Here is a 15,759-nt window from a genome sequence, read left to right on the forward strand (position 1 = left end):
GCAAAGATTGTATCTTTGCCCACTGACTTACAACACAACTCTTTATTTACAAGAATGTCAAAGTTTAAAGGATATATAAAACAGTTTGGCCGGTTTATCTACCAGTATAAATTTACCTTATTGACGCTGATATACATCGGGCTGATCGCCTTCCTGCCTATCAAGATGGCGCCGAGCATACCAATGGCTCTGCATGTTCTGTCGTTCCTTTTCCTGCTGATTATTCTCGCCAAAACCCGGTACACATTTATATTTACCTTCATCCTTGCATTTGTACTTACCTTCAATGCTTATTTCGCATTTGTGCTGGGTAGTGATGTGTCGCTGGACATTATGGCATCCATATTTGAGACGCACATGGCCGAAGCCGTGAGTATGCTGAAAGGCAGCACATTGGCAGGAAGTATCGCCGGGTTGGCATTCACAATCCTGCTGTTGTATCTCTCCGAAAGAGAATTGAAAAAGGTTAAACTCTCCCTGAAATGGCCCGTCTTCGGATTATTGGTTTATCTGCTGCTGTTTTTACCGTTCGTTTGCTACAAACGTATTGTGTACGAATATGAAGAAAACCTGTTTATCGAGTTCCCCATCCGCGTAGGACAAGACAAAGTGAATATGTACGCACCCATCCTCTATGGTAATACAGCTACCATTATGGCTTATCAGGAGGAAATGTCGCAACTACGTAAATTCTCGGAGAGCGAAAAGATGCTTCCCGAAGGAATTGTGCACGACGATACAATACAGACCCCTGAAAAAATTTATCTCGTTATAGGCGAAAGCGCTTACCGCAAGCATCTGTCACTGTATGGCTATCCGGTACAGACAACGCCTTTTCTGGATAGCCTTGCTAAAGTTGTACCTCCCCGGATGAGTTTTTATGACGGTATAGCGTCTGCTCCTTTCACGCGCAACGCGCTGCGCATGGCCTTATCATTTGCCTCTCCTACAGATATGCAGCCGTTCTATGAAGAGAAAACCCTTGTAAATCTTGCACACGATGCCGGATATGAGACATTTTGGTTATCTAATCAGGGCGCATCGGGTATTCAGGATTCGTATCTGGGGTATCTGGCCGCGGGGACTGACAAAGCTGTATTCACACAGGGGGGCTATCTGGCAAATGATGATTTCGACCTGATACCTATATTAACAAAGGAACATAAACCGCGACAAAAGCAATTCTTCGTCATACATCTTGTCGGCAGTCATAATAACTATTCGGACAGGTATGACAAAGCTGACGCAGAAGCAATACCGAGTTTGGGGTCGTCTTTACAAACAGATTATGACAGGTCGATACACCACACCGACAGGGTACTGCACAAAATATATAATGTAATGCAGCAAGACTCAACCGCCGTATTCCTCCACTTTTCCGATCATGGGGAAATATTGGGAAAAGGACACGGCCCGTGGAAAAATGGCATTGCGCAATACGACATTCCGTTTATCACTATCAATAAGAATGAAAGCAAGATAGATACAGTGATGGGGAAATATCTTGAACCGGGTACAAGGCTTATCAATAACTCAAGTACAATATATATACTAGCCGAAATGATGGGCTACATTATCCCGCAAAAGCATATAGACAAATCGATATCAGACGGACGCTATGTACGCCATGCCGACCAGACTTACTCGCCATATTCCGGTATAAAGGAAGAACCGGAATATATTAAGTTTAAGTATTAGTCCTTAGCAGATAGCTATTAGCAGGAAGTTAACAGTAATTTTTCAGAAACTGTTTAAATTTTATTCGTTCAAATTTTTAGAGATGTTTTAGAGATGCTTTTTTTACATACGCTTCGCTCCTGTGACCGTTGGTTCTTCCTCGAAACGATAATAGCGGGCTATTTGGCTCCGCCGATTTAACAATTGAGTTGAGTGAAAGGAAAAAACAACCTAAAACAGCCTAAAAATGAACGAAGAAATAGGTATAATAAAAAATTCGTATAAAATTTAAACAGTTTCTCAATATCTTTGCAAAAAACAAATCAGTAGTAAATGGTTATAGTGCTATTATCGGGAGGATTAGGAAACCAGATGTTTCAGTATGCGGCCGCTAAATCTTTGGCAATGCGCCTAAACACCTCTGTTTCCATCGACTTATACGCTTTCAGTAAAAAAACGCAAGCAACTATCCGCCCTTACGAACTGAACATTTTCAACATCGAAAATACGACTCAATCATCTTCCATAAAAGCAAAACTGGTAACAAAAGGCAGGCCTTTTATCCAAAAGCACAGGGCATTTTTTCAGAAATGCGGCGTTTTTACAGATACTTATGCAATTCTGTACCAATCAGCTTTTGAGAAAATGAACGGAAACATTATAATGTCCGGATATTTTCAGAATGAAAAGTATTTTAAAAATATAAAGGAAGAGCTGCGAAAAGATTTCTCATTTAAAAACCCTTTGTCGGACAAAAATCTGGAAACGGCAAATCAAATAAGTGACAGGCAGTCTGTAGCCGTACATATACGCAGGGGCGACTATCTGAATAAAAGTACCCAATCTAATTTCATTATTCTGGATAAGGCTTATTATGAGAATGCGATCAGCCATATAAGCGAACGAATAGAAAACCCCGAATTTTTTATTTTCTCCGAAGATTTCGAATGGATCAAAGAAAATCTTAATTTTGGGAATTATCCCGTTAACTTTATTGACTGGAATAAAGGACAAGACAGCTATATAGATATGCAGCTGATGAGCCTGTGCAAACACAATATCATTGCAAACAGCAGTTTTAGCTGGTGGGCGGCATGGCTAAACAATAATACGGCTAAAATAGTTGTTGCTCCTGAACGGTGGTTCAGCGATGATCAAAAAAACAGGCTGCTTGATAATTTTTATCCCGAAGGGTGGATATATAAGCTGTGAGCCTGCGTTTTTTTGAAGAAAATTTGTCTTATTGTATATGAGCAATGAAAAGAAAGTAACAACCAAAAACAAATAAAAAAGTGTCACTTTTGTCACTTTTTATAGATTAAAAAACTGTTTAAATTTTATTCGTTCAAATTTTTAGAGATGTTTTAGAGATGCTTTTTTTCTTTCTCGAAACGATAATAGCGGGCTATTTGAGTTGAGAAAAAGGAAAAAACAGCCGAAAACAGACTAAAAATGAACGAAGAAAAAGGTATTATAAAATATTCGTATAAAATTTAAACAGTTTCTAATATAAAAGCACATATTCTATGCCTAAAGTTTCCATATTAATGCCAGTCTATAACGCGGGACAATACCTGTCTCAGGCGTTGGACAGTATTATATCCCAGCGTTTCAGGGATTGGGAACTTATACTTATCAATGATGGTTCGACAGACGACAGCGAATCCATTATCCGCCAGCATGAAGACGAAAGGATATATTACATAAAGAATCCTGTTAATCTGAAACTGATAAAGACCCTCAACAAAGGTATTGACTACTGTGGAGGCCAGTATATCGCGCGCATGGACGCTGATGACATCTGCTATGCAGACAGGCTGGGGCATCAGGTGGCTTTTATGGACTCACACCCCGAATGCCTTATGTGTGGGACAAGCGCTACGGTGATAGATGGTAATGGGAAAAAGACGGGGAAAATACACAATTTGGCGGATAATGACTATTTGCAAATCAACCTGATGTTCTCCCCTCCGTTTATCCATCCCTCTGTGATGATCCGGCGCGAAGTGCTGCAACAAAACAGGTACGATGAGGCATATAAGCATGCCGAAGATTATGAATTGTGGTGCAGAATAGCCAAACAAGGGAAAATAGCCAATATCGGTTCCGAGTTGCTCCAGTACCGTTGGCACGAAAGCAATGTTTCCGTGATACATAACGATGCTCAGGAGGAACTGAAAAATAAGATAATAAAGGATGAACTGAGCAGGCTGGATATAACACCTACAGAAGATGAACTGTATTATCACAGAATAACATTCCAATTGTATAACCTGGGGAATAAACAGGATATGTCTGTTGACTTGTTTAAGGAAGTATCCGCCTGGTTTGCAAAGCTGGTAAAACAAAACAGCATAAAGCAGGTTTATAATCAACCCGCGCTGATCGCTTTCCTCTGGGCTCGCTGGATCGTACTCTGTATCTCTCAGAAGAAGTATACTAAAATCATGTCCCCGGCTTTTGCCAAATACAGTCCCGATATACTAACGAGGCTGGTAAAACTAATCCTCTTTTTAAGAAAGAAACAATGACCGACACCGAAGAATTAAGAGAAATATATAACCCCGATGGTTCCGAATTAAGGACTTTACAGTTGAAAATGCTGGACATATTGTCTACTGTGGCCGCCATTTGCGACAGGCACAATATCCCATACTGGATAAGCGGGGGGACGTTACTCGGGGCCATGCGTCATGGCGGCTTTATTCCCTGGGATGATGACATCGATATCGAACTGCTTCTGCCGGATTATAAGAGACTGCTCAAAATACTTCCCGGAGAATTGCCTGACGACCTCTACCTGCAAACTCCCAAAGAGAAAAGTTACAGGCTATTATTCTCTAAGGTAAGGGACAGGCACTCAATAGTGCACTCTGAGGAAGAAGATATGGCCGGATATAAGGAGAAGGGCGTATTTATCGACATCTTCCCCGAAGAAAGGAGTTACAGGTGGATGAAAAACATCGTGGATTTCTTTTATGGAAGGGCTTTCAGACGGCTAAAGAGAGGACGGCCGTTCCACTCTCTAAAGTATTTCTATGAATATACGGTATCGTTGCTGCTATACCCTATAGGAGGGGTACTAAAATATACAGCCAGAGGCCTCTGCGCCATCACAAAACCGGATAACATATTGCATAGCTATGGTATAGGAAACTCCACGAACCATAATGCAGCCTATATGTTTCCTGTAAGCAAAGTGTTTTTTGAAGGGAAAGAGTTCTCCGCCCCTAAGGAACCGGATACTTACCTGAAAAAGCAATATGGGGACTATACGCTTATCCCGCCAAAAGAGAAAAGGGCAAGCCACTTCCTCAAAGTGGAATACTTATAGACCCATTTCCCTGTAAAGTTTACTCTCTTTTTCCTTGGCTTTTTCTATGGAACTCCTATCCTGCGCATTTATGCCATATTTGGCAGGTGCAGGGACAACAAGTTTAGTACCCAGAGGTATGTTATTGATATTCTTTATCTTAGCCTTATTTTCTTCATAAATATAGATACAGAACGACTTATGGCCATAGTATTTCAATGCTATATTGCGCAGGGTACTGCCAGACTCGATCTTTACAGTTGCCAACGGTGTATTGACATTAGGGGTTGGCGTTGCATCTGCTTTCGGCTGTTCAGGGAGCTTATCCTTTTCCTGAACCGGAGATCCCAGAGAAGTGGATGCCGGAATAGAATCCTGAGCCTGTACTGCTGACAAGGAATCTGCGGGTATAACATCCGTACTCGGCTTTATGTCCTGCTTACCTTCAACAACGGCAACCGGTCTATTGTTATCAGGCCCATTTGTCAAGTACTTGGCTATCTCCTGAAAATAGAGTCCTCCAATCAAAAAGCCTGCCAGTATAAGGAAAATAAAGAAGCCAAGCGAAATAAGCCGCCTTCTCCTTTTCAACGCCTCTTTCCGTTCCGCCACTTTCCTCTCATACTCAAGGTCTCCCTCATCAGGTATATCAGCTAATGGCTGCGGAGTAGTTACAACGTCCTCTTCCGCACCAACGATATCTTCTTCTGGTTGTATATCCTCTTGGTAGTCAATCACTGTAGAAGATTCAGGAACCGATATATATTCTGTAATCTCTTCCTCTACTACCTCCTCTTCCGAAGCCTCAATCTCATGTATCTCCTCTTGCACAGCAGGTGTATCTTCAACAGCTGCGATATTGCTATCCTCTGTTATCTCTTCCCGAGACACAGATTCGGCGCCTTCTGGCATATCCAGAGAAACTACTGGGGTAATGACGGCTGCATCCTCATTCGATTCATCATCTACAGATACATCTTCCTCATCTGCTTCGACAATCACCTCTTCTGCTTTCGCAATATTTTCGAATGAAACGCCTTCTTCCAGAACCACGCTCTCGAAATGGGCAAATGGACGGTTTATGGCTTCCTTTAGCGATTTGTCCGGAACGAAGCTAAGCTTATAATGCGCGGCTATTTCAATAGCCTCTCCGGTATTGACATCCACGCTTCTGCGCGCATTGACCTTTACCAGTTTGAAAGTTCCGAAGTCCTTTATTTTCACAGGCTCATTACTCTCAATATTCTCGGATATTACAGTAATTAGTTCCCTGAGGAAAGTTTCTGCATCTTTCTTTGTAATCTCCTGCTTCTTAGCCAGAAGATCAATCAAATCCTGTAGACTAAGACGTTCATTCATTTATTTCAAGTTTTTTGAGGTTTTCTTTTATTGTCTGACCCGGACGAAATGCCAATGAGATTTTAGGAGGGACCAGAAAGCGCTGCTTCGAAACAGGATTAACTGAAACACGCTCGGCTTTCTTCTTTGTTTCAAAGAGTCCAAACCCCTGGATATTAACAGAGTTACTCTCTTCCAGATTCGAATTGATGATAGATATCGTAGCCTCCAACATTTCGGAAGTCTGGCGTTGTGTCCAACCCAAACGTTTTGCTAAAGCTGCTATTAATTCCTGATTCGTCATGGCTTTTACTTTAAGGTTAAATTACTTCCCCATACAGGTCAAAAGACTGTGTATCTGTTATCTTAACATTGTAAAACTCCCCAATATTAAGCATTTTATTTTTCTTTATCAAGACTTCCGGGTCTACTTCGGGCGAATCGTACTCTGTACGCCCTATATAATAATCACTTTCCTCTTTATCCACAATAACCTTTAGGGTTCTGTCCACTTTCTCCGCATTTGTTTCAAAAGCTATCTTTTCCTGCACCGACATCAGCTGGTCCATACGCTCCTGTTTTACGGCGTCAGAGATACTATCTTTGTAATGTTCGTATGCGTAAGTGCCATCTTCGTGTGAATATGGGAACGCCCCCATCCTTTCGAAACGCATATCGCTGACAAACTGCAACAGTTCCTCAAAATCTTTTTTAGCCTCTCCGGGATGCCCGACCATTAACGTAGTACGCAGATGTATTCCGGGAACTTCTTCCCTGATACGCTTTATCAGGTTATATGTTTCATCTTTGGATATATTGCGCCGCATCTTCGAAAGCATATTATCGCTTACATGCTGCAATGCGATATCCAGATACTTACACACGTTATCATTTTCGCGCATTACCCTTAGCAAGTCGTAAGGGAAGTTGGCCGGATATGCATAATGAAGGCGTATCCATTCTACTCCTTCTATCTTTGCTACACGTTCAATCAGCTCAGGAAGCTTGGCCTGTTTGTAATTATCATATCCATAGAAAGACAGATCCTGCGCTATTACCTGAAACTCCTTCACTCCTTCAGCAACCAGACGTTTCACTTCTTCTTCAATCTCCTCCATTGGACGCGACTGGTGTTTTCCTGTCATAATGGGGATAGAGCAATAAGAGCATGTTCTGTTACACCCCTCCGAAATTTTCAGGTAAGCATAATGCTTTGGTGTAGTAATACTCCTTTCCAACGCAATATCCTGATTGAATGACTTGCCTAAATCGGAGATAAGGGCTTTCCAATTGAACTTTCCATAGAAGTTGTCAACCTCCGGAATCTCTGCTCTCAGCTCATCCATATACCTCTCTGTAAGGCATCCCATTACAAAAAGTTTGTTTAGCTTCCTCTCTTTCTTTGCTTCAGCAAATTCAAGAATCATATTAATAGACTCTTCTTTTGCATCGCCTATAAATCCGCAGGTATTGATTACAACAATTTCCCCTTCCGATTTATCTGGGTCATGTTTTACTGTGTAGCCATTTGCCAGAAGCTGCTTCATCAGCAACTCTGAGTCTACCAGATTTTTAGAACAACCCAGCGTTATGACGTCAATTCTGTTTTTCTTCATTCTTTATGCTCCAAAAAGGCTATCGACAAACTCTTTACGCCTAAAGACCTGCAAATCGTCAATACCTTCTCCTAGTCCAATATATTTTACCGGAATCTTAAACTGATCCGAGATTCCTATTACAACACCACCTTTTGCCGTTCCATCCAGTTTGGTAATAGCCAACGCCGTAACATCGGTAGCCGCCGTAAATTGGGTAGCCTGCTCAAAGGCATTCTGCCCTGTGGAGCCATCCAGCACGAGTAAAACCTCATGTGGCGCTCCGGGAACAATCTTATCCATTACTTTTTTAATCTTGGTAAGTTCGTTCATCAGCCCAATCTTATTGTGCAGACGGCCTGCGGTATCTATAATGACTACATCGGCATTATTTGCTTTTGCCGAACTCAATGTATCAAACGCAACGGAAGCAGGATCAGACCCCATCGACTGTTTTACGACCGGCACTCCTACCCTCTCGCCCCAGATAACCAATTGCTCTACAGCAGCGGCACGAAAGGTATCGGCGGCTCCAAGATAAACAGACTTCCCTGCCTTCTTAAACTGGTTTGCAAGTTTACCTATAGTAGTTGTTTTCCCTACACCATTTACACCTACAACCATTATCACATAGGGTTTATGGCCTTCGGCGATAGAGAAATCATCCGAATCTGTCGTATTATTCTCTGTCAGCAAGTCTGCTATTTCATCTCTGAGTATAGAATTGAGTTCATCTGTATTGACGTACTTATCTTTAGCAACACGATTCTCTATCCGTCCTATAATTTTCAATGTTGTATTTACGCCCACATCGGAAGCGATCAATACTTCCTCCAAATCATCCAGTACATCTTCATCTACTTTCGATTTTCCGGCGACAACACGAGACAACTTGGAGAACATTGACTCTTTGGTCTTTTCCAGGCCTTTATCTAGCGTTTCTTTTTTCTGTTTTGAAAAGAAATCAAATAATCCCATAGATTTTATTCTTTTTGAATTTCAAGCATCGTCTGACACTAGTTGTTATCGAACATATATAGCCTTGTATCATGCTAATACAAAGCTACAAAATGGATAATAAAAAACCTCCCTACATGAGAATGAAGGAGGCTTTTTAAATATTTTTAACAAAATTATTTCGTAAAATAATCCTTTACTGATTCGTTCGGAACCATTTCTTCTTTAAATGTATAAGCACCTGTTTTCGGCGACTTTACCATTTTTATTACTTTCGCATAGTTACGACCATCTTTAGAAGATGCATCACGATAACCCGCTACTGCTTTCTTTGCCATGGTTTATATTGTTTTACTTGATTTCTTTATGAACAGTCATTTTCCTAAGAACCGGGTTGTATTTCTTCAACTCAAGTCTTTCTGTTGTATTCTTTCTGTTTTTAGTAGTGATGTAACGTGATGTGCCTGGCATACCACTGGCTTTGTGCTCTGTGCACTCCAATATCACTTGAATTCTGTTTCCTTTTGCTTTCTTAGCCATTTCTTCGGTCTCCTTTTATTAAGCGTTCAAGTACCCGTCTGTAGCCGCTTTTTTCAGTGCAGCATCCAAACCAATTTTATTAATTGTACGAAGACCGGCAGCAGAAACATTCAGGCTGATCCAACAATCTTCTTCTACCCAGTAGAATTTTTTTCTGAAAAGATTGACATTAAACTTTCTCTTTGTCTTTCTGTTAGAGTGAGAAACATTATTGCCAACCATAGCTTTTTTTCCTGTAATTTGACAAATTTTGGACATCGCTATCGTTATTTTTATATTCGTTTTTTATTATTCCGCGTGCAATTTCGGGTTGCAAATTTAGTTATATTTTTCAAACTTACAAATATTTAAAAGGTTAAAGTTCTTCTTTTTTTTGACAAATAAATTTCTTCGTATTAAAATACAGGCAATACAATATATATTGTAAATTTGCACATGAGATGGGAACAAAGAAAATATTAATAACCGGAGCCAGTGGATTTATAGGCAGCTTCCTCGTAGAGAAAGCGCTAGAAAAGGGTTATCAGGTTTGGGCAGGCATACGCAAAAGCAGCAGCCGCGAATACCTGCAGGATCAGCGTATTCAGTTTCTCGATCTAGAATTCAATAATAAAGAGAGACTGATTGCGCAGCTATTAGAATTCAAGGAGAAGCATGGCAAGCTGGATTATATTATACACAATGCAGGAGTGACAAAGTGCTTAAATCCTGACGACTTTGACAAAGTCAATTTTCGGAATACGGCAAACTTTATAGATGCCTTAAAAGAAGCAGATACGGTTCCCGAAAAATTCGTATTAATGAGTAGCCTGAGCGCATTCGGCCTTGGGGACGAAATAAACTATACCCCCCTAAAAATAACAGACACCCCAAATCCGAATACGGCTTATGGGATAAGCAAACTGAAGGCCGAAAAATACCTTCAGGCGACAAGCGGCTTCCCATATCTGATATTCCGTCCGACAGGAGTATACGGCCCACGGGAGAAGGATTACTTCCTGATGATAAAGACCGTAAAGGCAGGACTGGATGTCGGAGCAGGCTTTAAGCCCCAGCATCTGACATTCATATATGTAAAAGACCTTGTAGACATCATATTTACTGGACTTGAGAGCCATGTACAAAACAAAGACTATTTTGTCGCAGACGGAGACGTATATACAGATAAAGAATATACACAACTGGTAAAGGAGGTAATAGGGAGAAAGCATGTACTCAGCCTGAAAGTACCTCTTTGGCTGCTAAAAGGAATATCGGTAATAGCAGAAGACATATCCAAACTGACAAAGAAACCTTCGACACTCAACAGGGATAAATATAAAATAATGAAGCAACGCAACTGGGAGTGTGATATTACTCCACTGGTAAACGACCTTGGCTTCTCCCCCAAATATAACTTAAGAAGAGGATTGGAAGAATCGGTAAAATGGTATAAAGACAATAACTGGCTATAGGTTAATATGCCGATTAGCAAACCAGCCATTGGTGCAAAGCGGCAAAGTTATTTGCCAATCAACTTATAACTCATAACTGCCCAAAGGGCAAAGCAACTTGTAACTGAATTATGCGTATAAATAAATACATAAGCGATAGTGGCTATTGCTCACGTCGCGAAGCAGATAAGCTTATCGAACAGGGGAGTGTAACCATAAACGGGAAGAGAGCTACCATTGGCAGCCAGGTTCTCGATGGGCAGGAGGTGAAAATATATGGGGAAACAATCATTAACAATAACCGCCCCATCTTCATAGCTTATAATAAACCTCTGGGGATTGTCAGCACCACAGACCCCGGTGAACATAACAATATACTTGATGCAGTAGGACATGAAGAACGGATTTTCCCGATAGGGCGGCTCGATAAAGACTCGCAAGGCCTGATTATATTGACCAATGAAGGAGACATTGTAAATAAAATGCTGAGGGCTGACAACAACCATGAAAAGGAATATTCCGTTATAGTGGACAAGCTCATAAATGAGGATTTTGTAAATAAAATGCAAAACGGCATACCAATACTGGGTATCGTTACCCGCAAATGCGAAGTCGTAAAAACCGGAACCCATTCATTCAACATCGTACTGCGACAAGGGCTGAACAGGCAAATACGACGCATGTGTGAATATCTGGGATATAAAGTACTCAGGCTGGAGCGTGTACGCATCATGCACATTAAACTGGGTAATATAAAAACAGGCAAATGGCGCAATCTCACACAAGAGGAGGTGGAAATACTGCGAAAAAAGACAGCATCATCTGTAAAAACAGAAAGTTCACCCAAAAAGAAAGTGAAACCACAACAACCTGTGAAAACATCCCAACCTAAAAAGAAACCGGCCAACAACACAAATAAAGAGTGGAATAAATCAACAAGTTATAAAGAGAATAAACCGTCAGGTCAACGGAATGGTAAAACAAAGGCGACGCCGCGACGCCGACCTTAAAATAATTAATGAGAAGCATTCAATTTAACTAAAGACATTGGATCGCAACCTCGACTTTACAAAATAGCTAAAAATGTGATTACCACTACAAAGAACGAGCTTTTCAATCTTAAAAATAAGTAAACTATAAACCATTTAATAAATATTTTTACTATCTTTGTACAGCCTTTAGAAAAGCATGTTTTATAACATAAATCTTTATCTGATTCTAAAGCGTTTATATAGGATATACTCGATTTTTTAACTATAAAAATTAAAACAAAATGATTAAAGTAGGTATTAACGGTTTTGGACGTATCGGTCGTCTTGTATTCCGTGCTGCACAAAGCAGAAATGACATTCAAGTTGTTGGTATCAACGACCTTATCGACGTTGAATACATGGCATATATGCTGAAATACGACACAATTCACGGCAAATTCAACGGTACAGTTGAAGTTAAAGACGGTAAATTGGTTGTAAACGGGAACGCTATCCGCGTAACAGCTGAAAGAAATCCTGCTGATTTGAAATGGAACGAAGTAGGTGCAGAATATATCGTTGAATCAACTGGTCTTTTCCTTGAAAAAGAAAAAGCTCAATTACATATCGATGCAGGTGCAAAATACGTAGTAATGTCGGGTCCTTCAAAAGACGACACTCGTATGTTCGTTTGCGGTGTGAACGAAAAGACTTACCAAAAAGGTGAACAATTCGTTTCTAACGCTTCTTGTACTACTAACTGCCTTGCTCCTATCGCTAAAGTATTGAATGACAAATTCGGTATCGTAGAAGCTTTGATGACTACAGTACACGCTACTACTGCTACTCAGAAAACAGTAGACGGACCTTCAGCTAAAGACTGGAGAGGCGGACGTGCTGCTGCCGGCAACATCATCCCTTCATCAACAGGTGCTGCTAAGGCTGTAGGTAAAGTTATCCCTGAACTGAACGGAAAACTTACCGGTATGTCAATGCGTGTTCCTACTCTTGACGTTTCTGTTGTTGACTTGACTGCTCGTCTTGCTAAAGAAACTTCTTACGAAGAAATCTGTAAAGCTATGAAAGAAGCTTCGGAAGGCGAATTGAAAGGTGTTCTTGGATATACTGAAGATGCTGTTGTTTCTTCTGACTTTATCGGCGACCCTCGCACTTCTATCTTCGACGCTAAAGCCGGTATCCAATTGAGCCCGACTTTCGTAAAAGTTGTTAGCTGGTATGACAACGAGTGGGGATTCTCTACTAAGATGCTTGAACTTATCGCTCACATGGCTAAAGTTAACGCATAATAGCTATTATCTCAATATAGAAAGAGCTGCTCAAATGGGTAGCTCTTTTTTATTTCAAAGATCTCTGTCCCAAACGGATGTATCCCATATTGTCGTTCAGGGCTGAAAGCCTGCCTTAGTTCAGCCCAATGGCAAACGAAGTGCCTCCTTGGGTAAATAAGACAAAGTGGAAACAGCGCGCTGAAAGCGCAGGTTAAATCCAATATACAGAGTACTATAACCTGCGCTTTCAGCGCGTCTCTTAATCCTTGCGCATTTCTGCCCCCAACGCTTTACATTGGGCTGAAGTAACCTGCCACTTCGTGGCGTTAATTCTTACAATCAGCGACAATTCCCATTCCTTACTCTTATTTATCAATCCCTTCCAGTGTGAACAGGAATGCATATTCCAATGCCACATCTTTCAGATAATCGAACCGTCCGCTGGCACCTCCATGCCCGAACTCCATATTGGTTTTCAGTATCAGTACATTATTATCGGTCTTCATCTCACGAAGTTTAGCTACCCACTTGGCCGGTTCAAAATATTGTACCTGACTGTCGTGCAAACCTGTTGTAACCAGAATATTCGGATAATTCTTCTTCTCTACATTCTCGTAAGGGCTGTAACTCTTCATATAATCATAGGCTTCCTTGTCCTTCGGATTGCCCCATTCGTCAAACTCATTGGTAGTAAGGGGAATACTCTCATCCAGCATCGTGTTTACCACATCTACGAAAGGCACGTCTGCAACCACCCCATGCCACAGGTCGGGCTGCATATTGATAACCGCCCCTACCAGCAGGCCTCCGGCACTGCCTCCGGATGCATACAGATGTCCTTTTCCTGTATATTTCTCAGAAACGAGGTATTCGCCACAGTCGATAAAGTCGGTAAATGTATTTATCTTCTTTTGCAATTTACCGTCTTCGTACCACTGGCGTCCCATTTCCTGGCCGCCACGGATATGGGCAATCGCATAAATGAAACCTCTGTTAAGCAGGCTCAACCGTGTACTGCTGAACGACGCATCCATACTGCTGCCATAGCTACCGTAGCCATAGAGTAACAAAGGGGTAGAACTGCTTTTCTGCGTTGTCTTTTTATACACAAGCGAGATAGGCACTTTGGTACCATCCTTGGCTGTCGCGTACAGCCTTTCGGTCTGGTAATCGCCTACATTGTAACCGCCTACAACTTCCTGCTGCTTCATCAATGTCTTTTTATGGCTAACCATGTCGTAGTCGTAGGTAGAGCTTGGTGTAGTCAGTGATGTATAGCGATAACGCAACACGGTGGTATTATACTCCGGATTGGAAGATGTATATGCAGTGTAAGCCGGCTCCCCGAAATCGATATAATGCTCACCGCCGTCCTTCAGGTTGCGTACGCAGAGCTGAACCAACCCGTTTTTACGTTCTTCTATAACAATAAAATCCTCAAATTCATCAATTCCTTCCAACAAGACATCTGCACGATGGGGAATATATTCTTTCCAGTTTTCAACTCCGGTCTTATCCAACGGGCATTCCATCACTTTAAAGTTCCTGGCATCCTTATTGGTATAGATGAGGAACTTATCAGCCAATGGTGTTACAAAATAGATGACATCTTTCATTCTCGGCTGAAAAGATTTGAAAGCAGATGCCGGCTTACTGGCCTCGATATAGAAGGTTTCGGAAGACATCGTTGCCTGTGACTGGATATAGATATATTTCCGGTTCTTGCTTTTGCCTACTCCGATATAGTTACTCTTATCTTTTTCTTCGTAAACGACAACATCTGATGAGACATCTGTACCTAAGATATGACGTTTGATTTTCTCAGTCAACAGTGTTACCGGATTCTTTGACACATAGAAGACTGTTTTATTGTCACCCGCCCATGTAGCGCCGCCACCGGTGTTAGGAATCGTTTCTTTATACACTTCTCCTGTCTCCAGGTTTTTAAAATAGATGGTGTATTGCCTGCGGCTCACTTCGTCCACACCGTAAGCCATCAGCTTGTTGTCATCGCTGATAGAAATACCACCCACTGCATAATATGAATGCCCTTCTGCCATTTTATCCACATCCAGCAAAATCTCTTCAGGAGCAGCGAGGCTGCCTTTTTTCCTGCAATATTTGAAGTATTGCTTCCCTTCTTCTGTACGGCTATAGTAATAGTATCCGTTCCTAAGTACAGGGACACTCTCGTCAGTCTCCTTTATACGGCCTTTCATTTCGTTATACAAAGCATCCTGAAATTGCACCGTTCCGCTCATCACGGTATCCAGATAGGCATTCTCTGCTTTCAGGTAATCTACAACAAGTGTGCTGTCTGGCCCTTTTCCGAAATAATCGTACATCCAGTAATAATTATCAACTACCGTATCGCCATGTATGATACGGACATGCTCTTTCTTTTCTGCAACGGGAGCAGCGGCTTGCTTAAAGCCCCCTTTGTCATTTGTTGTACACGACATAAGAATAAATAATGTAAGACTACAAAATATTATTTTCTTCATACGAATTAAATGCAAGATTAAGTTATTATTCAAACTGTATTGACGTTATTATATAGTTATGCGAATCAAGGGTTAAATGTGCCGTCAGGCACATCATATTGGTAAAAACATGAATGAAATTCGTTTTTTTGTGCCGTCAGGT

General features: G+C 41.2%; 15 protein-coding genes. 7 read left to right on the forward strand and 8 right to left on the reverse strand.

The window, feature by feature from the left end; translation table 11 throughout:
• Positions 1-54 precede the first annotated feature (54 nt).
• The 4 genes from D0T84_RS02110 to D0T84_RS02125 all read left to right on the forward strand — a co-directional run bounded on the left by D0T84_RS02110 (position 55) and on the right by D0T84_RS02125 (position 5,011).
• Positions 55-1,698: a phosphoethanolamine transferase gene (locus D0T84_RS02110; protein ID WP_163305432.1), complete on the forward strand. Its 1,644-nt coding sequence runs from the start codon at positions 55-57 to the stop codon at positions 1,696-1,698.
• A 312-nt stretch (positions 1,699-2,010) separates the two neighbouring features.
• Positions 2,011-2,889, forward strand: a complete 879-nt coding sequence (locus tag D0T84_RS02115; protein WP_163305434.1) for an alpha-1,2-fucosyltransferase — start codon at positions 2,011-2,013, stop codon at positions 2,887-2,889.
• A gap of 314 nt (positions 2,890-3,203) precedes the next feature.
• Complete coding sequence (locus D0T84_RS02120; protein ID WP_163305436.1) at positions 3,204-4,208, forward strand: glycosyltransferase; 1,005 nt, start codon at positions 3,204-3,206, stop codon at positions 4,206-4,208.
• Positions 4,205-5,011, forward strand: coding sequence for a phosphorylcholine transferase LicD (locus D0T84_RS02125; protein WP_163305438.1), 807 nt, complete (start codon positions 4,205-4,207; stop codon positions 5,009-5,011). Before D0T84_RS02120 ends, D0T84_RS02125 begins: the two co-directional genes overlap by 4 nt.
• Here D0T84_RS02125 and D0T84_RS02130 read toward each other — a convergent pair.
• The 7 genes from D0T84_RS02130 to rpmB all read right to left on the reverse strand — a co-directional run bounded on the left by D0T84_RS02130 (position 5,006) and on the right by rpmB (position 9,678).
• Entirely contained in the window at positions 5,006-6,349 is a 1,344-nt protein-coding gene (locus D0T84_RS02130; protein WP_163305440.1) for an HU family DNA-binding protein, read from the reverse strand. The two genes, D0T84_RS02125 and D0T84_RS02130, sit on opposite strands and share 6 nt — an antisense overlap.
• Positions 6,342-6,632 (reverse strand): HU family DNA-binding protein, encoded by a 291-nt coding sequence (locus tag D0T84_RS02135; RefSeq protein ID WP_163305443.1) that lies wholly within the window; start codon positions 6,630-6,632, stop codon positions 6,342-6,344. The genes D0T84_RS02130 and D0T84_RS02135 overlap by 8 nt, the downstream gene beginning before the upstream one ends.
• A 16-nt stretch (positions 6,633-6,648) precedes the next feature.
• A complete protein-coding gene (gene rimO, locus D0T84_RS02140; RefSeq protein ID WP_163305445.1) occupies positions 6,649-7,944 on the reverse strand; it encodes a 30S ribosomal protein S12 methylthiotransferase RimO in 1,296 nt (431 codons plus the stop codon).
• 3 nt (positions 7,945-7,947) lie between these two features.
• Positions 7,948-8,901 (reverse strand): signal recognition particle-docking protein FtsY, encoded by a 954-nt coding sequence (ftsY, locus tag D0T84_RS02145; protein WP_163305448.1) that lies wholly within the window; start codon positions 8,899-8,901, stop codon positions 7,948-7,950.
• 155 nt (positions 8,902-9,056) lie between these two features.
• Positions 9,057-9,218, reverse strand: coding sequence for a DUF4295 domain-containing protein (locus tag D0T84_RS02150; protein ID WP_006842173.1), 162 nt, complete (start codon positions 9,216-9,218; stop codon positions 9,057-9,059).
• A 13-nt stretch (positions 9,219-9,231) separates the two neighbouring features.
• Positions 9,232-9,420: a 50S ribosomal protein L33 gene (rpmG, locus tag D0T84_RS02155; protein WP_163305450.1), complete on the reverse strand. Its 189-nt coding sequence runs from the start codon at positions 9,418-9,420 to the stop codon at positions 9,232-9,234.
• Between the two features lie 18 nt (positions 9,421-9,438).
• Complete coding sequence (gene rpmB, locus D0T84_RS02160; RefSeq protein WP_163305453.1) at positions 9,439-9,678, reverse strand: 50S ribosomal protein L28; 240 nt, start codon at positions 9,676-9,678, stop codon at positions 9,439-9,441.
• Between the two features lie 182 nt (positions 9,679-9,860).
• On the opposite strand from rpmB, the gene D0T84_RS02165 reads away from it, so the two are divergent.
• The 3 genes from D0T84_RS02165 (at position 9,861) to gap (ending at position 13,131) form a co-directional block, all read left to right on the forward strand.
• Positions 9,861-10,874, forward strand: coding sequence for an NAD(P)-dependent oxidoreductase (locus D0T84_RS02165; protein WP_163305456.1), 1,014 nt, complete (start codon positions 9,861-9,863; stop codon positions 10,872-10,874).
• A 110-nt stretch (positions 10,875-10,984) separates the two neighbouring features.
• On the forward strand, positions 10,985-11,863 hold the full coding sequence (rluF, locus tag D0T84_RS02170) for a 23S rRNA pseudouridine(2604) synthase RluF (RefSeq protein WP_163305458.1): 879 nt from the start codon (positions 10,985-10,987) through the stop codon (positions 11,861-11,863).
• A gap of 263 nt (positions 11,864-12,126) precedes the next feature.
• Positions 12,127-13,131 (forward strand): type I glyceraldehyde-3-phosphate dehydrogenase, encoded by a 1,005-nt coding sequence (gene gap / locus D0T84_RS02175; RefSeq protein WP_163305461.1) that lies wholly within the window; start codon positions 12,127-12,129, stop codon positions 13,129-13,131.
• Between the two features lie 347 nt (positions 13,132-13,478).
• Here the strand turns inward: gap and D0T84_RS02180 are convergent, their stop codons facing one another.
• A complete protein-coding gene (locus D0T84_RS02180; protein ID WP_163305464.1) occupies positions 13,479-15,617 on the reverse strand; it encodes a S9 family peptidase in 2,139 nt (712 codons plus the stop codon).
• Positions 15,618-15,759 lie beyond the last annotated feature (142 nt).

The sequence above is a fragment of the Dysgonomonas sp. 521 genome, from assembly GCF_010501055.1.
GTDB lineage: Bacteria > Bacteroidota > Bacteroidia > Bacteroidales > Dysgonomonadaceae > Dysgonomonas.